We start from the raw sequence: 19,169 nt of genomic DNA, 5'->3' as shown, positions 1-19,169 counted from the left end.
TCAGTCCTGCCGACCAGCAACCGGCGCCTGGGCTACCGCATCGGCGTTCCAGCCGCCACCGAGGACCAGGAACAGCTGGATCTGGTCGCGCGAGACCTGCGCCTGCTGCTGTGCGAGCGTGGCGTCGGCCGAAACCAGGGTGCGGTCGGCGTCCAGGCTGGACAGGTACGGCGTGCGCCCGCCCTGGTACAGCCGGCGGTTCTGCTCGGCGGCCAGCGCCGCCTGGGCCTGCGCCTGCTGCAGCGACTGCAGGCGCTGCAGGTCGTGTGCGTAGCGGCTCAACGCGGTCTGGGTTTCGCGCAGCGCCTGCAGCACGCTGTGGTCGAACTCGGCCAGCGCCGCATCTGCCCCGGCTTCGGTGGCGTGGATGCGCGCGTGGGTACCCGAGGACGGCAGCGTCCACGAGATCAGGGGGCCGAACGACCACTGCCGGGTCAGCGGCTCGCCGACATCAGCGAGCAGGCCGGCCGCGCCAAGCGACGCGCCCAGGCGGATGTCCGGGTACAGCTCGGCGGTGGCCACGCCGATCCGCGCGGTGGCCGCTGCCAGCTTCCGTTCGGCCTGGCGGATGTCGGGGCGGCGCTGCAGCAGCGCGCGGCCATCGCCCACCGGCAGCGGCTGGGCCAGGGTCGGGGCGTGGTCGCACGCGTCCACGCCCTCGGGCAGCTGGCCCGGGGTGCGGCCGAGCAGGGCGGCCAGCTGATACTCCGAGGCCTGGCGGTGCGCGCGCAGCGGCGGCAGCGCCGCCTCCAGCATCGCGACCTGTGCGTTGGCGCGGGCCAGCTCCGGCGGCGTGCCGCGCCCGGCGCTCATCAGCCGCTGGGTCACCTCGCGGCTGCGCTGCTGCAGCTGCAGGGAATGTTCGGCCACGTGCAGTTCGTGGTTGGCGTGGCAGATCTCCACGTAGCTGCCGGCGACCTGGGCCACCAGCGAGACCCGTGCCAGGTCCATCGCCGCGGCCACCGACTGCTCATCGGCCCGCGCCGCTTCGGAGGCGCGCTTGAGCTTGCCGAACAGGTCGAACTGGTAGGACACCGCGAATGTGCCATCGGCCAGGTTGATCGGCGGCAGCTCGTGCTCGAGCAGGAACGATTCCGCCGACAGCTGCGCGCGGCTCACCCCGGCCTCGGCTTCGTACTCGAAACCACCGGCATCCAGCGCCTGCTCGTACACGGCCGCAGCGCGGCGCAGGTTGGCATCGGCGACCTTCAGTTCCACGTTGTCGCGCAGCGCCTGTTCCACCAGTCCATTGAGCGTGGCGTCCTTGTACAGCTCCCACCAGCGTGCCGGCAACTCGGCGCCAGGGGCCACCTGCGGGTTGGCGGTGTCGATGAACGCTGCATTGGCCTCGGGGCGCTGGAAAGCCGAACCGGCCGGTACCGCGTAATCCGGGCCGACCGTGCGGCATGCCGCCAGGCTGCTGGTCAGCGCCAGGGCGAAGGCGATGCGGTGCAGGGCCGGGCGGTTCACAGTGCCGCCCGTGCCGGTTGCGCCGGGGTGGGAGTGGCGACGTCCGGCTCGATGGTCACCGTGGCGGTGCGCCCGGCGATCAGGTTCACGCCGGCCGGCACGCGGTCGATATGGATGCGCACCGGGATGCGCTGGGCCAGGCGTACCCAGTCGAACGCCGGGGTGACGTTCGGCAGCAGGCTGCTGCCTTCGCTGCGGTAACGGTCCTCGATGCCGGCGGCGATGCTCTGCACGTGGCCCTGCAGTGGCTGTGCCTCGCCCATCAGGCGGATATCGACCTTCTGCCCGGCATGCACGCCGCGCAGGCGGGTTTCCTCGAAGTAGCCGTCGATGCGGAAGGATCCGGTGTCCAGTACCGCCATCACCGGTCGCCCGGCAGTCACGTAGTCGCCGGCGCGCACGGTGCGGTCGTTGACGTGCCCGTCGCTCGGGCTGCGCACCTCGGTCCGGGCCAGGTTGAGCCGGGCCAGGTCGACGGCGGCCTGCGCGGTGGCCATCGACGCCTGCGCGGCCTGCAGCCTGGCGCGGCGCACTTCGGCGTCCTCGGCGGCCACCAGGTCGGCCAGGCTGCGGTCGCGGGCGATCTCGCGGCGCAGCTGTTCCAGCGTCGCGCGGCGTTCGCCGAGCGCGGCCTGCGCCTGTTCCAGCGCGATCCGGTAGCGCGCCTGGTCAACCACGAACAACACCTCGCCGCGCTTTACCGGCTGGTTGTCGGCCACCTTCACCGCTTCCACCAGCCCGGACACGTCCGGGGCTACCTGCACCACATCGGCGCTGACGTGCGCATCGCGCGTCCACGGCTCATCCATGTAGTACGCCCACAGATGGCGCAGCACCAGCACGGCGGCGAGCACCGCCACAACGGTCAGCACGACCGGGAAAGCACGCTTGAGGGTCTTGTTCACGATTGCATCCAACGCATCAGGGAGAACAACCCGCCAAGCACGATCACGTACACGGCCAGGTTGAACAGGGCGGGGTGCCAGATGTGGCGGTAGGCGCCGGTGTGCTGCAGAACCAGGCGCAGCCCGCTCTTGAGCAGGTAGGCCAGCAGCATCAGCCCGAGCAGAGTCGGGACGAACACACCATAGAGACTGAATTCACCGTACATCGAGGCAAGGGATTCGCAGGGAGAGCGGAAAGGGGATTGCCCGGCGTCGCAGGACGGCACCGGGCGGCACAACGGGGAAAGCGGCTTACGTCACGCGTTCGGCGGCATCGGCCAGCAGCTGCCAGAGCTTCAGCACGGTGCGCAGTTCGTCCATCGACAGCGCACCGAACACGTCCTCGCGCAACCCGATCAGCTGCGACTCCAGCTCGCTGACCAGGGCCTCGCCCTTGTCGGTCAGCCACAGCAGGTTGGCGCGGCGGTCGCTGGCATCGCATTCGCGGCGCACCAGATCGCTGGCTGCGAGTTTGTCCAGCAGACGCACCAGTGACGGGCCTTCCATGCCCAGTTGCTGGGCCAGCGTCACCTGGCGGATACCCCCACCGGCGCGCCCGATCATCAGCAGCGGCATGGTGCACGCGGCGGAAATGCCATAGCTGCCCAAGGCCTGGTCGGCCAGACGCTGCCACTGCCGCCCTGCGTAGAGCAGGCCGGAGCTGAGCTGCATCTGCAGCTGGGTACGTTCGTCGAGGATGCGTTTCATGGCAGATAGATAGGATACTACTAATTTCCATCCTATCAATAGCCGTGCCCCAACCGCCGCCCAACGGCAGCCCACCGGAACCGGGCGCCGGCGGCATGGCGGGGGACGCCCGAGGGGTCTCTCGGGTACGATGCTCGCCCCCCTTCGGGTGCTGTATGTAATGAGCGAAAAAGACAACGACGCCACCCCGGTCACCCAGGCCGATGCCGAATCGGCCGTGCGGACGCTGCTGCGCTGGGCCGGTGAAGACCCCACCCGCGAAGGCCTGCTGGATACGCCGCGGCGTGTCGCCGAGGCCTATGGCGACTGGTTCAGCGGCTACCGCGACGACCCGCGCGCCTACATGGAGCGTACCTTCGAGGAAGTGGCCGGCTACGACGAACTGATCGTGCTGCGCGACATCGAGTACGAAAGCCACTGTGAACACCACATGGCGCCGATCATCGGCCGCGTGCACGTCGGCTACCTGCCGGCGGGCAAGGTGGTGGGCATCAGCAAGCTGGCCCGCGTGGTCGAGGCGTATGCGCGCCGCTTCCAGGTCCAGGAAAAGATGACCGCGCAGATCGCCCAGTGCATCCAGGACGTGCTGCAGCCGGTCGGCGTGGGCGTGGTGGTGGAAGGTGCGCACGAGTGCATGACCACCCGCGGCATCCACAAGCGCGGCGTCAGCATGGTCACCTCCAAGATGCTGGGCAGCTTCCGCGAGGACGCGCGCACCCGCGCCGAGTTCCTGCGCTTCATCGAAGTGGGCGGCAAGCGCTGAACCTGCCGCGCGCCCGGCACCTTGGTGCCGGGCCGGTACCCTTCCTGCTGCGCGGCGTCTGGCTGCGCGGTGTTCTTCCGGATGTCCTGGCTGCATGAAGCACCGCGAACGCATCACCCGTTACCGCGCCCTGCGCGAACAGCCCCAGTGGAAGCTGCTGGCCGCTGCCAACGCCCCGGAGATCATCGGCCTGCTGCAGAGCCTGCTGATGGACGGCGAACGCACCCTGCCGGCGGCCGCACTGCATGAACGCCTGCAGCGCGCGCTGGACCAGCTCAACGGCGAGGAGCTGTCGCGCGAGCTGCCGCGTACCGCCCAGGCCTACATCGCCCATTGGCTTGCCCAGGGCTGGCTGGAGCGGCGCCTGCCCGACGGCGCCGACCAGGAGCAGTACGAACTGTCCACGCAGGCACTGCAGGCGATCCGCTTCGCCGACAGCCTGGAACAAAGCCGCGTGGCGGCCACCGAAAGTCGCCTGGCGCTGGTGATCGAGCAGCTCTCGCAGCTGGCCGCCCAGACCGAATCCAATCCCGATGCGCGCCTGTCGGCGCTGCGCGACGAACGCGACCGCATCGATGCGGAGATCGCACGGGTGGGTGAGGGCCGGGTAGTGGCCCTGGACGGCAAGCGCGCGCTGGAACGTGCGCGCCAGATCATCGGCCTGGCCGACGATCTCACCGAGGACTTCCGCCGCGTCCGCGATGATTTCGAGCGCCTCAACCGCGAGTTCCGCGAACGCATCATCGACGATGAAAGCGAGCGTGGCGACGTGCTCTCCAAGCTGTTCGAGGGCGTGGATGTGATCGGCGACAGTGATGCCGGGCGCAGTTTCCAGGCCTTCTGGCGGCTGCTCAACGACGCCGAGCAGAGCGCCCAGCTCGATGCCGCGCTGGAGGCGGTGCTGGCACGCGGCTTTGCCCGCAAGCTGGACCGCAACGAGCGCGCCTTCCTGCGCGGCTTCACCGGCACCATGCTCGACCGCGGCGGCCAGGTCCACGATGTGCTGCAGCATTTCGCGCGCAGTCTGCGCGGGTTCGTACAGAGCCGTGGCTACCTCGAGCAGCGCCGCCTCAACCAGCTGCTGAAGCAGGCGCAATCGGAGGCCCTGGCGCTGCGCGATGATTTCGCCGCCCAGCGCCCGATCGGCCGCGATCTGCAGCTCACCACCAGCCGCCTGCGCTCGTGGTCGCAATGGAAGCTGCACGACCCGCGCAGCGCGCAGGTGGACGGCAGCGTGCAGCGCAACGACGCGGCCAGCATCAGTCTGGAAAGCGTCGGTGACCTGGTGGCGTCGTCGGAAATCGACTTCCGCACCCTGCGTCGCGACCTGCACGAACTGCTTGGCGCGCAGCCGCGGCTCAGCATCGCCCAGGCCCTGTCGCAGCGCGAGGCGCCGCAAGGGCTGGGCAGCGTGATCGGCTACCTGTCGCTGGGCACCCGCCACGGCACCGTGGTGCACGGCGAACAGGAAACCGCCCATTGGCGTGGCGGCGATGGACAGTGGCGACGCGCCCGCATCCCGCTGGTTTGGTTCACCCAGGAGAAACGCCATGAACTGGCATGAAGATTCCCATGACGTCGCCCCCATCGACGGGGCCGCAGACGATCACGATGCCGAACCGGTGGTGGTGACGCCGCTGCCGCGGCGAAGCAATGACGTGTTCTACATGGGCGACACCGGGCGTCTGCCGCTGGATGGGCGCCGCGCGCTGTGCCAGCTGCTGATCGGCCCGAGCATCGACCAGCTGCGCCACGCCAAGCTGTGGCCGGCGCTGATCCGCAATGAGGCCGCGATCCGCTCGGCGCTGTCGGACCTGTTCCTGGAACTGGTGCTGGATCGCGACAGCGGCGTGGCCTTCACCCGGCAGGCCGACACCGAGGACATCGATGCACCGGTGCTTCTGCGCAGCTCGCCGTTGACCTTCATCGACTCGGTGCTGCTGCTGTACCTGCGCCAGCAGCTGGCCGAGGCCGATGCGCGCGGCAACCGCGCGGTGGTGGCCGACAACGAGATGGCCGAGGCTCTGGCCATCTACGAAAAGAACCTGTCCACCGATCGCGCCGGCTTCAATCGACGCGTGGCCGCGGCGGTGCAGAAGATGAAGGAGAACCACATCCTGACCCGCCTCGCCGGACAGGACGACCGCCACGAAGTGTCGCCGGCATTGAAACTGCTGTTCTCCGCCGAAGACGTCTCCGCGCTGTCCCATGTGTACCGCCAGTTGCGCGACACCCCCGCAGCAAAAGCCTGAACGGACCACCGATAACGCATGGCCATTTCCAAGCACACCCCCGCCCTGTTCAATGACGGGCTGCCCGATCCGCGGCTGCAGCAGTTCCGCATGCGGCGCCTGCAGGTGCACAACTGGGGCACCTTCAACGGCCTGACCGAAGTGCCGATCGCCGAGCGCGGTTTCCTGTTCGTGGGCCGGTCCGGCTCGGGCAAGTCGACCTTGCTCGATGCCATGTCGGCGATGCTGGTGCCGCCGTCGATCGTCGACTTCAACGCCGCCGCGCGCGAAGCCGAACGCAGTGGCCGCGACCGCAATCTGGTGTCCTACGTGCGTGGCGCGTGGGCCGACCAGCAGGACCGCGGCACCGGTGAAATCGCCACGCAGTACCTGCGCAAGGGCGCCACCTGGACCGCCCTGGTGCTGGAGTACCGCGCCGGTGATGGCCGCGTGGTCAGCCTGGTGCGCCTGTTCTGGATCGCCGGCAACGGCGCCGCCGCCGCCGACGTGCGCAAGCACTACCTGATCGCCGAACGGCCGTTCGACATCGCCAAGGACCTGGGGGGCTTCGACCTGGACCTGCGCAAGCTCAAGCAGCGCCTGGGCGACGTGCACCACTTCGACAGCTTCACCGGCTATGCCGAACGCTTCCGCCACCTGCTCGGCATCGACAACGACATGGCGCTGCGGCTGCTGCACAAGACGCAGTCGGCCAAGAACCTGGGCGATCTGAACGTCTTCCTGCGCGATTTCATGCTGGATACGCCTCGGACTTTTGATGCCGCCGAGCGCCTGGTCAGCGACTTCGCCGAGCTGGACGGCGCCCACAAGTCAGTCGTCACCGCCCGGCGCCAGGTCGAAACCCTCCTGCCGGCACGTGCCCTGTACGCCGAGCTGAAGGCCATGAACCTGCAGCGTGCCGATGAGGAAACGCTCAAGCTCGGCCTGGACAGCTTCCGCGAATCGCGACTGCAGCAGCTGCTGGAAAAGCGCCTGCAGGCCATCGACGTGCGCCACCGCGGACTGCTGGGAGAAGAAACCCAGCGCCGCCAGGCGCTGGCGAACCACGAGGAGCACCTGGCCGGCCTGGAACTCCAACGTCGCCAGCAGGGCGGCGAGCGCATCGAGGAGCTGGAACGCGAGCATGGCCGCGCCCAGGCCGAGCGCGACCGGCGCCAGGCCAAGCGCGGGCAGGCGCAGCAGGCAGCCGAAGCGCTGCAGGCCGTCGTGCCCGATGACGCCCACGGCTTCGCACAGCTGATCGCCCGCGCACAGGCTGAGCTGGACAATCGCCAGCAGGCGGCGGCCGCGCTGGATGATGCCATCACCGAACGCCTGGCCGGCAAGCAGGACGACACCCGCCGCTTCGGCGAGGTCCGCGCCGAACTGGAGGCGATGGAGCGCAATCCGTCGAGCATCCCCGCGCCACTGCAGAAGCTGCGCAGCCGACTGGCCGAGGAAACCGGCGTGCCCGAGGCGGCGCTGCCGTTTGTGGGCGAACTGATCCAGGTCCGCCAGGAGCAGGGCGCCTGGCAGGGCGCGATCGAGCGCGTGCTGTTCGGCTTCGCGCAGTCGCTGCTGGTGGAAGACAAGCACTACAACGAGGTCAACGCATGGGTGAACCGCACCCAGCTTGGCATGCGGCTTACCTATTACCGGGTGCGCCGCAACGACGACGCGATCGCCCGCGAGCCCTCCGCGCGCTCGCTGCTGCACAAGCTGGAGTTCCGCGACAGCGTGTTCGAGCCGTGGCTGCGCCGTGAGCTGGGCAAGCGCTACGACTACGAGTGCGTGGACGCGAAGCAGCTGCGTGATGTGGACCGTGGCATTTCCCGCGAAGGCCAGGTCAAGCATCCGGGCGACCGGTTTGAAAAGGACGACCGCAACGCCATCAGCGACCGCCGGCGCTGGCTGCTCGGCTTCAGCAACAGCGACAAGCTGGCGCTGTTCCGCAAGGAAGCGCAGGCGCTGGCGCAGCGCATCGCCGAATGCGACGAGGATATCGCGCGGCTGCGCAGCCAGCGCGACCGCGACAACGACCGCCGCCTGGCCTGCAACCAGCTGGTCAACTTCGTGTGGGAGGAAGTGGACGTCGCCACGGCACTCCAGCGCCTGGACGACATCGCCTCCTCGCTGCGCGAACTGAAGGAAGGCAACGCCGATCTGGCCCGCCTGGCGCAGCAGATCGACCAGGCCCGCGCGGACATCGCGCAGGCCCGCCGCACCTACGAAGACACCCGCGTCGAACTCATCCAGCTCTCCCGCGAACGCGACAAGCTCGATGCCCAGCGCCAGCGCAGCCGCGCCCTGGTACTGCCGGCGCTCGGCGCCACGCAGGAAGCAGGGCTGCAGCAGCGCCTGGACCTGCTGGGTGGGCTCAGCCTGGAGACCCTCGAAGCGCACATGCGCGAGATCAGCAAGGGCATCAACGAAAGCCTGGCCGCCTCGCAGCACGAGGTGCATCGTGTCGAGACCCAACTGGTGGCCTGCTTCCGGCGCTTCGCCCAGGCGTGGCCGGAGGAATCGGGCGACTTCACCGCGTCGGTCGCCTCGGCCGACGACTTTCTGGCCCGCCTGCAGCGCCTGGAGCGCGACGGCCTGCCGCAGCACGAAGAGCGTTTCTTCGACCTGCTGCAGAACCAGAGCAAGAACAACCTGCTGGCCCTGCAGCGGCACAGTGCCGAGGCCCGCAAGTCGATCGGCCAGCGCCTGGACGAGGTCAACGCCTCGCTGGAGCAGGTGCCCTTCAACCGCGGCACCCTGCTGACCATCGAACTCAGTGACCGCCGCCTGCCGGAAGTGCTGGAGTTCCACCAGCAGCTGCGTGAAGTGCTCTCGCACCACCAGACCGAAGAGCGCGAGGTGGCCGAGGCACAGTTCGCCGTCCTGCGTGAGCTGGTCAAACGCCTTGGTTCACAGGAGGGCGAGGACCGGCGCTGGCGCGAGAACGTGCTCGACGTGCGCCTGCACGTGGAGTTCATCGGCGTCGAGCTGGACGCGGCCACCCGCCAGCAGGTGGAGATCTACCGCAGTGGCGCCGGCAAGTCCGGTGGCCAGCGGCAGAAGCTGGCCACCACCTGCCTGGCGGCCGCGCTGCGCTACCAGCTGGGTGGTGCCGAGAGCCAACTGCCCAGCTATGCCGCCGTGGTCCTGGACGAAGCATTCGACAAGGCCGACAACGAGTTCACCGCCCTGGCGATGAACATCTTCGAGAACTTCGGCTTCCAGATGGTGGTGGCCACGCCGCTGAAGTCGGTGATGACGCTGGAGCCGTTCATCGGCGGCGCCTGCTTCGTCGAGATCAGCGGCCGCCACGACTCCGGCGTGCTGCTGATCGAGTACGACGAAGAGGCCAAGCGGCTGAAGCTGCCCGAACGCAGCCGCCAGCAGGACGCCGAACCGGTCGCCTGACCGGCCGGCCACGCCCGCGCACCCCGGGGAGAGCCGACCGATGGGAGGCTCCAACCGGGCGGCGCCCCGCGCGACGGGGTTATCCGCCGAAGGTATCCCAGCCCATCCGGGCGATCAGCACCACTACCAGGCCGACGAACAGCTTGCGGATGAACGGCGTGCCGCCGCGCAGCGCCAGCCGCGTACCGACCACCGAGCCGACGATGTTGGCGGCGGCCATCGGCACCGCGAACAGCCACAGGATGTTGCCGGTGGGCACGAAGAACGAAATGGCCGCCAGGTTGGTGGCCAGATTGACCACCTTCGACGCGGCCGAAGCGCGCAGAAAGTCCAGCCCGAAGAAGCGCACGAACAGGAAGATCAGGAAGCTGCCGGTGCCCGGTCCGAAGAAGCCGTCGTAGAAGCCGATCACCGCGCCGATGGCCAATGCGGCGGCCAGCTCCCTGCGGCCGATTTCGCGCGGCCGGTGCAGTGACCCGAAGTCCTTCTTCCACAATGTATAGCCCAGCATCGCCACCAGCAGCACCAGCACCAGCGGGCGCACCGCATCCTTGGGCAGCAGGCTGACCGCTGTGGCCCCGGCAAACGAAAACACGAAGGCGGTGCCTGCCGCGAACAGCACCGGTCGCCACGGGAAGCGCACATTGCGCGCATAACGCACGGCCGCGGCCGCGGTGCCGAACATCGAACTGAACTTGTTGGTGCCAAACAGCATCGCCGGTGTCTGCTGCGGCAGCACCGTGAACAGGCCCGGCAGCTGCACCAGCCCGCCGCCACCGACGGCGGCATCGACCAGACCGGCGATGAAGGCAATCGCCACCAACCACAACAATTCAGGGGGAACCAGCTCGAACACGGCAGGGCATCGTGGCGTAAAGCGCGCCAGCATACGCCCGGCAGGACCCCGCAGGTAGAGCCGGTCGTTGGTCGGCAGCTCACCGGCGATGACGGTGGTCGACGCAACAGCGTCGCGTCACAATGCCCGCATGACCCATTCCGACCCCTGTCCCTGCGGCCGACCACTGGCGTATGCCGCCTGCTGCGGCCGCGTCCACGCCGGTGAGGCCGCAGCGGATGCCGAAGCGCTGATGCGCTCGCGCTACAGCGCCTATGTAAAGCAGTTGCCGGACTACCTGCTTGCCAGCTGGCACCCCGATACCCGCCCCCCCACGTTGTCGCTGGACGACGCGGACGGCCAACGCACCCGCTGGCTGGGCCTGACCGTCCACGAGCACACCGTATCGGACCCGGACCACGCCCGGGTACGTTTCACCGCACGCTACAAGGTGGGTGGCGGCAGCGCGGTCAAGATGCTCGAACACAGCCGTTTCGTCCGCGAGGACGGCCGCTGGTACTACCTCGACGCGCTGCCCTGAGCCGCCTCGCTGCTGCGTACCGCCACGGGGCGCTGCTGGCCGTGCGCGCGCACGCAGTTGCGGCCGGCGTCCTTGGCCGCATACAGCGCCTGGTCGGCGGCCTTGATCACGGCCTGCGGGCTGTCGCCAACGCGGCTGTCGGCCACGCCGATGCTGACCGTCACCTGCACCACTTCGCCACCGCCGCCACGGCCGCGCTGCAGGCGGCCCACCGCGTCGTCGCGGGTCCGCGCCGCGCGGTCGCGCAGTGTCATGCGGGCGTCTTCCACTGTCGCCCGGATCGCCTCCACCGCTGCCACGCAGGCCGGGGCAGTGCGGTCCAGGAACACCAGCGCGAATTCTTCGCCGCCGTAGCGGAAGGCCCGCCCGCCGCCGCCCACACCTGCCAGCCGCGCCGCGACCAGCCGCAGCACGTCATCGCCGATGTCATGGCCGTGGGTGTCATTGAAGCGCTTGAAGTGGTCCACATCGACCATCGCGATCGTGTACGTGGCGCCCACGCGCTGCAGGCATTCGTTCAGCGCCCGCCGGCCGGGCAGGCCGGTCAGCTCGTCGCGGAAGGCCATGTGGAACGATTCCTGCACCATCGCCGATACCAGTGCCAGCAGCGCCACGCTGGTCAGCGCGGGCAGCAGCGCCGGCGACAGGAAGATCCGCGGCAGCATTGCCCACACTGCCAGCAGCGCCAGCAGCATCGCGGTATGCAGGGCGCGTGGTGCGCGCACGGCCTGCACCGACAGCGTGATGGCAGCGACCACGAAGGCCAGCGTCGGCAGTTGCGCCAGTCGGCTCAAGCCGGTCGGCAGCCACGCCCAATGGCGGTTGGACAGCAGATCGTGCATGCCCTGCGGCCCCTGCGCGGCCAACAGCGCGAAGATGCCCAACGCCAGGCCGCTCAGCACCGCGCGCAGCAGCAGGTCCTGGCGCAGGCGTCCGCGCTCGGGCCAGAGTCCATGCAGCACAAACAGAACGGGCAACCACAACGCGACCGCATGGAAGGTCAGCGGCGTGGTGGCAGAGACCACGCCATCGCGCAGGAAGCCGGCCACCAGACCATGCAGCAACGCGAAGGCCAGCGCGATGGCCAGCAGCAGGCACAGCGCCCGCACCCGGTTGTAGACCAGGGCCACGCCCACGCCAAGGCAGGTCAGCAGCAGGGGCAGCAGGCGGTGCACCGGGCTGCCGACCTCCTGCGCCGGGGTGGCCGACCACAGCACCAGCCCGGCAAGCACGGCGGGCAGTACGAACAGATAGTGGCTGGGCTGGCGTAGCAGGTGATTCCGCAAGGACGGTTCCACAGAGCGGGCCGGCGCGCCGTGGCTGCATCGTGCAAACCGGACCACACAGGCGATGGTCCTCCCGGTAGCGGCCGATGCGCATTCAACTTGAGCTGCGTAACGCGGCGTGAGCCGTGCCATGACGTTGCGCTCACCCGCGCTGTTCGATCCTGATCGCGATGAATACCGCCGTCGCCCCACCGCCGCCGACCACCGACCCATTGGCCGCGGCACTGGCCGCCCGCTACGCCGGCATCCGTGCCCGCAGCGTCGCGCTGGCCGCACCGCTCAGCGCCGAAGATGCGATGGTGCAGAGCATGCCGGACGCCAGCCCGACCAAGTGGCACCTGGCCCACACCACCTGGTTCTTCGAGCGCTTTGTGCTGGCCAACCGCCCGGGCTATGCGCCGTTCAACCCCGACTGGCACTACCTGTTCAACAGCTACTACCAGAGCATCGGCCCGGCGCACGCGCGCCCGCAGCGCGGCCTGCTCTCGCGCCCGTCGCTGCAGGAGGTGCTGCACTACCGTGCCGAGGTCGACCAGCAGGTGATCGCTCTGGTGCAGGCTGGTGTGCTCGATGCCACCACACACCATCAGCTGCTGCTCGGCCTGCAGCACGAACAACAGCATCAGGAGCTGCTGCTGACCGACATCAAGCACGCGCTGTGGTGCAACCCGCTGCAACCGGCCTACCGTGATGATCTCGCCTGTTCGCCCAGCACGGCCGTGCCGCTGCGCTGGCAGGAAAGCCCCGAGCAGATCGTGGAGATCGGCGCCCCGGCATGGCCAGCCCACGCCGGGTTCGCCTACGACAATGAGTCGCCCGTGCACCGGGTGCTGGTGCCCGCCCACGCGCTGGCCAACCGGCCGGTGAGCAACGACGAGTACCGCCAGTTCGTGGCGGCCGGTGGCTATCGAGAGCCGGCGCACTGGATGAGCGAGGGCTGGGCGCTGTGCCAGGCCGAGCACTGGCAGCATCCGCTGTATTGGGACGATGCCCTGCAGCGCGAGTTCACCCTGGGCGGCTGGCGTGCGCTCGACCCGCACGCGCCGGTCTGCCACCTCAGTTATTACGAAGCCGATGCCTACGCGCGCTGGCGGGGCCTGCGCCTGCCCACCGAGTTCGAATGGGAGGCCGCCGCCGCGGGTCAGCCGGTCGACGGTCACTTCGCCGACGCCGATCGACTGCACCCTGCCGGCGGCCGCGAGGCCCCGCTGCAGCAGCTGTTCGGTGATGTTTGGGAATGGACCAGCAGCGCATATGGCGCCTATCCCGGCTTCCGCCCCTTCGCGGGCCATCTCGGCGAATACAACGGTAAATTCATGAACGGTCAATGGATCCTGCGCGGCGGCAGCTGCGCCACACCGGCCGGACACGTCCGCGCCAGTTACCGCAACTTCTTCGCCCCCTCGGCGCGCTGGCAGTTCGCCGGCCTGCGCCTGGCCCGGGACGCCGCATGAGCACGGTCAGCGACGCACTCGAAGCGCTCACCGACCTGCAGCCCGACCGCGCCCGCATCACCGCCGATATCGTGCAGGGCCTCTCCATCCGGCCGCGCCAGTTGCCGTCCAAGTACTTCTACGACGCCCGTGGCTCGGCGCTGTTCGAGCAGATCACCCGCCAGCCCGAGTACTACCCGACACGCACCGAGCTGAAACTGCTGCAGGACTGCGCGCACGACATCGCCAAGGTGGTCGGCCCGCGCCTGCATGTGGTCGAGCTGGGCAGCGGCAGCGGCCGCAAGACCGAACTGCTGCTGCACGCGCTCACCGATCCGGTCGCCTATACCCCGATCGAAATCTCGCGTGCCGCCCTGCTGGCCAGCATCACGCGGCTTGCCCAGGCCTTGCCGGACATCGAGATGCTGCCGGTCTGCGCCGACTTCACCCGCCCGGTGCAGGTGCCGGCGCCGCAGCGCCCGCCGGCCCGTCGGCTGCTGTTCTTCCCCGGCTCCACGCTGGGCAATTTCGCCCACGCCGATGCCGTGGCGCTGCTGCGGGCCATGCGCCAGACAATGGGCGCTGATGGCCTGGCCCTGATCGGCATCGACCTGCACAAGGACCCGGTGCTGATCGAATCGGCCTACAACGATGCCGCGGGTGTCACCGCCGACTTCACCCTCAACCTGCTGCGCCGGCTCAACCGCGAGATCGGCAGCGACTTCGACCTCGACGGCTTCCGCCACCGGGCCCGTTACAGCGTGCCGCGCCTGCGCATCGAGACCGAACTGGTCAGCACCCGCGCCCAGACCGTGCACGTCGACGGCCGTGCGTTCGACTTCGCCGACGGCGAGGCGATGACGGTCGAGTACAGCCACAAGTACACCGATGCGTCATTTGCGTCATTGGTCGCCGAGGCCGGCCTGCGCGCGAGCGCGGCGTGGAACGCGTTTGAGCCGGCCTTCGGCCTGCGACTGCTGCAGCCGGCTTGAACTGCGCGCGCACCGTTATGATGCAGGTCCACTTGGCTGCAAGGATTTCCGCCAATGAGGCTCTACACCGGCTGGCTGCTGGGCGCGATGTGCCTGGCCAGCGCCTCGGTTGCCGCCGCGCCGCAGGACGATCTGGACCGCTGCCTGGCCACACTGGAACCGCAGGCGCTCAAACAGGGCATCAGCGCTGACGGATTCACACGCCTCACCTCCGGTCTCACCCCGGACCTGAGCGTGTTGCCGCTCCTGGATGCCCAGCCCGAGTTCACCACGCCGCTGTGGGACTACCTCGCCGCGCTGGTGGACACCCAGCGCGTGGACGATGGCCGTGCGCGTCTCTCCCTGCATCGCGATCTGCTCGCCACGGTATCGGCGCAGTACGGTGTCGATCCCGCCACCATCGTGGCCGTGTGGGGGGTGGAAAGCGACTACGGTCGCGTCTTCGGCAAGCGCCCGCTGCTGCAGTCGCTGGCCACGCTGTCCTGCAACGGCCGTCGGCAACCGTTCTTCCGCGGCGAGCTGCTGGCCCTGCTCAGGCTGCTCGACGCCGGTGAGCTCCAGGCAGAGGGACTCACCGGCTCCTGGGCCGGTGCGTTCGGGCATACCCAGTTCATGCCGTCCACCTACGCTCGCATCGCGGTGGACGGTGATGGCGACGGTCGCCGCGATCTGGTCGCCAGCATCCCCGATGCCCTGGCCTCCACCGCCAACTACCTGGCCAAGGCCGGCTGGCGGACCGGCCAGCCCTGGGGCCTGGAGGTCAAACTCCCGACCGGCTTCAACGCATCGCTGGCCGGCCGCACCCAGCGCAAGCCACTGGCCGCCTGGCGCGCGCTGGGCATCGTCCCCGTGGCCGGCGGCGCGCTTGCCCCGGACGGCCTGCCCGCCGACAGCAACGCCGCCCTGCTGCTGCCGACCGGCGCCACGGGACCGGCCTGGCTGGTGTTCCGCAACTACGACGCGATCTACGCCTACAACGCCGCAGAGAGCTATGCCCTGGCCATCGCCACCCTGTCCGACCGTCTGCGCGGCGGGCCGGGCATCGTCGCGGCCTGGCCCACTGACGATCCCGGCATCGGCCGCAGCGAGCGCCGTGAGCTGCAGAGCCTGCTGCTCGCGCGTGGCCACGACATCGGCGCCGCCGATGGCATGATCGGCACCGCCACCCGCCGCGCCATCCAGATCGAACAGCAGCACCTGGGCTGGACCACCACCGACGGTCGCGCCGGCCAACGCATCCTCACTGCATTGCGCAGTGCGCCTCCCCTTCCGATTCCTTCGACCACCACCATGCCCGCATCCACTGTGTTCACCCTCCCGCCCAACCACGCCCGCCTGGTGCAGTCTCCGGCCGGCCCTGGCGCCGCCCTGCCCAAGGTCGAGGGCCTGAGCCTGGGCACCGTGCAGGGCTTCCCCGTCTGGAAGGTGGACACCCCGTTTGCCAGCGCCGCCATATCGGTGTTCGGCGGGCAACTGCTGTCCTATGTTCCCAAGGGCGGCCAGGATCTCCTGTGGCTGTCACCCAGCGCGCAGCCGATGCCCACTCCGATCCGGGGCGGCAGCCCGGTGTGCTGGCCGTACTTCGGCCGCCAGGGGCAGGGCACCGACGTGCCCTCGCATGGGTTCGTGCGCAACGTGGCGTGGACGCTCAAAGAGGCGCGCCGCGAAGCCGACGGCACCGTACTGCTCACCTTGACCCCGCCGCCGCTGGACAACCTGGCGCTGCGCCTGACCATGCAGTTGCGCATCGGCCGCACGCTGGAGCAGCGCCTGATCACCGAGAACAGCGGCAGCCAGCCGGTCAGCTTCACCCAGGCCCTGCACAATTACTTCCGGGTGGACGACGCCACGGCCGTGGACGTGCAGGGGCTGGATGGCCTCACCTATCTGGACAAGTTCGAGAACTACGCCACCCCGCGCGTGCAGCAGGGCGACTGGAACCTGCGCGACCCGCGCGATCCCGGCCGCAGCGACCGCATCTATACCGGCGCTGGCGGCCGCTACGTGCTCAAGGACCCCGGGCTGAAGCGGCGCATCGAAATCACCACCCAGGGCAGCCGCTCGCTGGTGGCCTGGAACCCGGGCCAGGCGGGGGCGGCAGGCATGGCCGACGTCGGGGCAGGCTGGCGCAACTATGTGTGTCTGGAGGTCGCCAACGCCGGTCCGGATGTCATCACCCTGCCGGCCGGCGCCAGCCACACGCTCACCCAGACCTTCCGCGTGCTGCCCCTGTAATCCCCCAGCCGACGCCCGGACGGGCGAACCGGTGCTTCTCCCTCCAGGAACGAGTCATGTCCGATACCCCGTGGTACTACGCCGATCACCAGCAACAGCGGCACGGACCGCTGCCCGCTGTGCAGCTCCAGCACCTGCTGGGGCAGGGCCAGATCACCGCCGACACCCTGGTCTGGCGGCAAGGCATGCCGCAATGGGAGCCCCTGCACAGCGTGGCCGAGCTGGCGATGACCGCGCCGACGCCGGTCGAGCCGTCCCAGGATCCCTATGCTGCGCCGGCATCTGCCGTCGATGCCCGCGCCATGCCGGCGCACGCACCACTGGTGGACGGGCAGCAGGCGTATGCCGCCTTCGTCGGCAGCAACTTCCCGGTATACCGCCGCAAATGGCGGCTGGACCTGGCGCCCCACGGTCAGGCGGCCAGCGCCACCGCCTGGAGCTGGCCGGCCTTCCTGTTTGGCGCGTTCTGGATGTTGTATCGCCGCATGTACGCGCAGGCCGCCATGTGGATCGGCGCGCTCACCGTCCTGTCCATTCTGGAAACCCTGGCCGGGGCCAGCGACAGCGTATCGCTGGTGGTCACCGTGGCGACCAGCGTCGCGGCCGGTTCCGTGGGCAATTACCTGTATCTGCGGCATGCCCAGCGGATGATCGCGTTGGCCCAGGCACGTCATCCCGGTGACGCGACGGCCCAGCACGCCGCACTGGCTGGCCTGGGCGGCACCCGCTGGTCGGCGGTGTTCGTTGGCATGGCCATTTATGTGGTGCTGATCGGCGCGTTGACCTTCCTGCTGGATCCCTGATCCGGCTCAGCCGCGCGCTGCGGACGGCCGCAGCACCAGCAAGCAGATACCCCCGGCCACCAGTCCCCAGAAGGCCGAACCGATGCCGGCCAATGACAGCCCCGACGCGGTGACCAGGAACGTCACCAGGGCCGCTTCGCGGTCGGCCTCCTCCCGCAGCGCCATCGACAGGCTGTTGGCGATCGTGCCGAACAGGGCAATGCCGGCCACGCAGGCCACCAGCTCCTTGGGGAAGGCCGCGAACACCGCCGCCACCGTCGCACCGAACAGGCCCACCAGAATATAGAAGCCGCCGGCGGCCACCGCGGCGGTATACCGGCGCGCGGGATCCTCATGCGCCTCCCGGCCCATGCAGATCGCGGCGGTGATCGCCGCCAGGTTGAGTCCGTAAGCACCGAAGGGCGCCAGCAGCGTGTTCACCACGCCGATCCAGCCGATCACCGGCGACACCGGCGTGTCGTAGCCGGATGCGCGGATGACGGCCACGCCGGGAATGTTCTGCGAAGCCATCGTCACCACGAACAGGGGCAGCGCAACGCCGATCACCGCCGCCCACGACAACGTGGGCCAGGTGAACACCGGCGTGGCCAGTTGCAGGCGGACATCCTGCAACTGCAGCAGTCCTTGGCCGGCAGCCACGGCAATACCCACGCCCAGCGTGGCGATCACGGCATAGCGCGGGAACAGCCGGCGCCCGATCAACCAGGTGGCGAACATGGCCAGTGCCATGCCCAGCTGCGTCTGCATGGACACGAACACATCCAGCCCAAAGCGCAGCAGTACACCGGCCAGCATGCCTGCGGCCAACGCCATCGGTACCCGCTGCATCAGCCGCGCGAAGATCCCCGAGAAGCCGGCGATCATGCCCAGCACCGCTGCCAGCACGAAGGCACCGATCGCATCGCTGTAGCCCACCGCACCGGCACCGACCACCAGCATGGCCGCGCCTGGCGTCGACCATGCTGTCACCACGGGCACGCGGTAGCGCAGCGACAGGCCAATACAGGTGATGCCCATGCCCAGTCCAAGCGCCCACATCCACGAGGCGATCTGCGCCTGCGATGCGCCCATCGCGCGCGCGGCCTGGAACACGATCACCGCCGAGCTAGCAAAGCCCACCAACACCGTAATGAAGCCGGCCATCACCGCAGGCAACGACATATCGCGCAACAACGAACGCTTGGCTACCGCAGACATCGCATGCATCCCTGACGACAAGACATGCATTGTTAGCAAGCCTGCGGCAGCACGCGCAACGCGCGTGCTGCCGCGGCTGCAGATGAGCAGCACGCATTGATGACGCGTCGATGAAAAAGATCGAAGAAAAGCCTTGACGAATTTTCAGAAGTCTTTAGTATTCGCTCCCTCGCTGCGACGCGGTCTTCACCCCGGTGAACACCCAACCAAGGCGGCGGCAACATCCTTCGAAAGAAGGTGTTGACGGAAACGAAAAGCCTGACATAATAGGCGGCTCGCTTCGACGAAAAGACCTCCGGGTCGCACGACGAAGCAGCATC

At 68.9% G+C, this 19,169-nt stretch carries 17 protein-coding genes; 9 read left to right on the top strand and 8 right to left on the bottom strand.

The features are described from left to right. The 4 genes from ACPEH1_RS12640 to ACPEH1_RS12625 all read right to left on the bottom strand — a co-directional run bounded on the left by ACPEH1_RS12640 (nt 1) and on the right by ACPEH1_RS12625 (nt 3,122). Nucleotides 1-1,470, bottom strand: coding sequence for an efflux transporter outer membrane subunit (locus ACPEH1_RS12640; protein WP_423715872.1), 1,470 nt, complete (start codon nt 1,468-1,470; stop codon nt 1-3). Continuing rightward, on the bottom strand, nt 1,467-2,375 hold the full coding sequence (locus tag ACPEH1_RS12635; protein WP_017354741.1) for an HlyD family secretion protein: 909 nt from the start codon (nt 2,373-2,375) through the stop codon (nt 1,467-1,469). The genes ACPEH1_RS12640 and ACPEH1_RS12635 overlap by 4 nt, the downstream gene beginning before the upstream one ends. Next, on the bottom strand, nt 2,372-2,581 hold the full coding sequence (locus ACPEH1_RS12630) for a DUF1656 domain-containing protein (RefSeq protein WP_423715871.1): 210 nt from the start codon (nt 2,579-2,581) through the stop codon (nt 2,372-2,374). Before ACPEH1_RS12630 ends, ACPEH1_RS12635 begins: the two co-directional genes overlap by 4 nt. An 85-nt stretch (nt 2,582-2,666) precedes the next feature. Beyond that, on the bottom strand, nt 2,667-3,122 hold the full coding sequence (locus ACPEH1_RS12625; protein ID WP_017354739.1) for a MarR family winged helix-turn-helix transcriptional regulator: 456 nt from the start codon (nt 3,120-3,122) through the stop codon (nt 2,667-2,669). A 160-nt stretch (nt 3,123-3,282) separates the two neighbouring features. Here ACPEH1_RS12625 and folE point away from each other — a divergent pair, with 160 nt between their 5' ends. From folE to ACPEH1_RS12605, 4 genes are all read left to right on the top strand, one after another. Then, nucleotides 3,283-3,885, top strand: coding sequence for a GTP cyclohydrolase I FolE (folE, locus tag ACPEH1_RS12620; RefSeq protein ID WP_017354738.1), 603 nt, complete (start codon nt 3,283-3,285; stop codon nt 3,883-3,885). A 94-nt stretch (nt 3,886-3,979) separates the two neighbouring features. Then, nucleotides 3,980-5,449, top strand: a complete 1,470-nt coding sequence (locus tag ACPEH1_RS12615) for a DUF3375 domain-containing protein (RefSeq protein ID WP_017354737.1) — start codon at nt 3,980-3,982, stop codon at nt 5,447-5,449. Then, entirely contained in the window at nt 5,436-6,137 is a 702-nt protein-coding gene (locus ACPEH1_RS12610) for a DUF4194 domain-containing protein (RefSeq protein ID WP_017354736.1), read from the top strand. Before ACPEH1_RS12615 ends, ACPEH1_RS12610 begins: the two co-directional genes overlap by 14 nt. Nucleotides 6,138-6,155: 18 nt before the next feature. Beyond that, nucleotides 6,156-9,527: an ATP-binding protein gene (locus ACPEH1_RS12605; RefSeq protein ID WP_017354735.1), complete on the top strand. Its 3,372-nt coding sequence runs from the start codon at nt 6,156-6,158 to the stop codon at nt 9,525-9,527. A 79-nt stretch (nt 9,528-9,606) separates the two neighbouring features. On the opposite strand, the gene ACPEH1_RS12600 is transcribed toward ACPEH1_RS12605, so the two are convergent. Further along, nucleotides 9,607-10,383 (bottom strand): sulfite exporter TauE/SafE family protein, encoded by a 777-nt coding sequence (locus tag ACPEH1_RS12600; protein WP_423715870.1) that lies wholly within the window; start codon nt 10,381-10,383, stop codon nt 9,607-9,609. A gap of 130 nt (nt 10,384-10,513) precedes the next feature. On the opposite strand from ACPEH1_RS12600, the gene ACPEH1_RS12595 reads away from it, so the two are divergent. Then, nucleotides 10,514-10,903, top strand: coding sequence for a YchJ family metal-binding protein (locus ACPEH1_RS12595; protein ID WP_017354733.1), 390 nt, complete (start codon nt 10,514-10,516; stop codon nt 10,901-10,903). On the opposite strand, the gene ACPEH1_RS12590 is transcribed toward ACPEH1_RS12595, so the two are convergent. After that, the gene (locus ACPEH1_RS12590; RefSeq protein ID WP_153165506.1) at nt 10,882-12,189 is read right to left on the bottom strand and encodes a GGDEF domain-containing protein; all 1,308 of its coding nucleotides are present in this window, start codon (nt 12,187-12,189) and stop codon (nt 10,882-10,884) included. The two genes, ACPEH1_RS12595 and ACPEH1_RS12590, sit on opposite strands and share 22 nt — an antisense overlap. 170 nt (nt 12,190-12,359) lie before the next feature. Here ACPEH1_RS12590 and egtB point away from each other — a divergent pair, with 170 nt between their 5' ends. The 4 genes from egtB to ACPEH1_RS12570 all read left to right on the top strand — a co-directional run bounded on the left by egtB (nt 12,360) and on the right by ACPEH1_RS12570 (nt 17,652). Beyond that, entirely contained in the window at nt 12,360-13,643 is a 1,284-nt protein-coding gene (gene egtB, locus ACPEH1_RS12585; RefSeq protein ID WP_017355104.1) for an ergothioneine biosynthesis protein EgtB, read from the top strand. Next, nucleotides 13,640-14,614: an L-histidine N(alpha)-methyltransferase gene (egtD, locus tag ACPEH1_RS12580; RefSeq protein ID WP_287255307.1), complete on the top strand. Its 975-nt coding sequence runs from the start codon at nt 13,640-13,642 to the stop codon at nt 14,612-14,614. Before egtB ends, egtD begins: the two co-directional genes overlap by 4 nt. An 87-nt stretch (nt 14,615-14,701) precedes the next feature. Beyond that, on the top strand, nt 14,702-16,849 hold the full coding sequence (locus ACPEH1_RS12575; protein ID WP_423715882.1) for a lytic murein transglycosylase: 2,148 nt from the start codon (nt 14,702-14,704) through the stop codon (nt 16,847-16,849). A 56-nt stretch (nt 16,850-16,905) separates the two neighbouring features. After that, nucleotides 16,906-17,652, top strand: a complete 747-nt coding sequence (locus ACPEH1_RS12570) for a GYF domain-containing protein (protein WP_312711299.1) — start codon at nt 16,906-16,908, stop codon at nt 17,650-17,652. A gap of 6 nt (nt 17,653-17,658) precedes the next feature. Here ACPEH1_RS12570 and ACPEH1_RS12565 read toward each other — a convergent pair whose 3' ends face one another. Then, nucleotides 17,659-18,849 carry a benzoate/H(+) symporter BenE family transporter gene (locus tag ACPEH1_RS12565; RefSeq protein ID WP_026070633.1) on the bottom strand — a complete coding sequence of 397 codons (1,191 nt, stop codon included), beginning with the start codon at nt 18,847-18,849 and terminating at the stop codon, nt 17,659-17,661. A 32-nt stretch (nt 18,850-18,881) separates the two neighbouring features. After that, nucleotides 18,882-19,169: hypothetical protein (locus tag ACPEH1_RS12560; protein ID WP_423715869.1), on the bottom strand; the 288-nt coding region annotated here is incomplete at its 5' end.

It is taken from the genome of Stenotrophomonas sp. NPDC077421 (genome assembly GCF_049545505.1).
GTDB lineage: Bacteria > Pseudomonadota > Gammaproteobacteria > Xanthomonadales > Xanthomonadaceae > Stenotrophomonas > Stenotrophomonas nematodicola.
This window is presented reverse-complemented; position numbering and strand designations above follow the sequence as displayed.

Excerpts from the sequence above, each read along its gene's own strand:
- ACPEH1_RS12605 (WP_017354735.1), top strand. The coding sequence starts at position 6,156 with ATGGCCATTTCCAAGCACACCCCCGCCCTGTTCAATGACGGGCTGCCC.
- ACPEH1_RS12565 (WP_026070633.1), bottom strand. The coding sequence starts at position 18,849 with ATGTCTGCGGTAGCCAAGCGTTCGTTGTTGCGCGATATGTCGTTGCCT.
- egtB (WP_017355104.1), top strand. The coding sequence starts at position 12,360 with ATGAATACCGCCGTCGCCCCACCGCCGCCGACCACCGACCCATTGGCC.
- ACPEH1_RS12615 (WP_017354737.1), top strand. The coding sequence starts at position 3,980 with ATGAAGCACCGCGAACGCATCACCCGTTACCGCGCCCTGCGCGAACAG.
- ACPEH1_RS12630 (WP_423715871.1), bottom strand. The coding sequence starts at position 2,581 with ATGTACGGTGAATTCAGTCTCTATGGTGTGTTCGTCCCGACTCTGCTC.
- ACPEH1_RS12575 (WP_423715882.1), top strand. The coding sequence starts at position 14,702 with ATGTGCCTGGCCAGCGCCTCGGTTGCCGCCGCGCCGCAGGACGATCTG.
- ACPEH1_RS12570 (WP_312711299.1), top strand. The coding sequence starts at position 16,906 with ATGTCCGATACCCCGTGGTACTACGCCGATCACCAGCAACAGCGGCAC.
- ACPEH1_RS12610 (WP_017354736.1), top strand. The coding sequence starts at position 5,436 with ATGAACTGGCATGAAGATTCCCATGACGTCGCCCCCATCGACGGGGCC.
- egtD (WP_287255307.1), top strand. The coding sequence starts at position 13,640 with ATGAGCACGGTCAGCGACGCACTCGAAGCGCTCACCGACCTGCAGCCC.
- ACPEH1_RS12595 (WP_017354733.1), top strand. The coding sequence starts at position 10,514 with ATGACCCATTCCGACCCCTGTCCCTGCGGCCGACCACTGGCGTATGCC.
- folE (WP_017354738.1), top strand. The coding sequence starts at position 3,283 with ATGAGCGAAAAAGACAACGACGCCACCCCGGTCACCCAGGCCGATGCC.
- ACPEH1_RS12625 (WP_017354739.1), bottom strand. The coding sequence starts at position 3,122 with ATGAAACGCATCCTCGACGAACGTACCCAGCTGCAGATGCAGCTCAGC.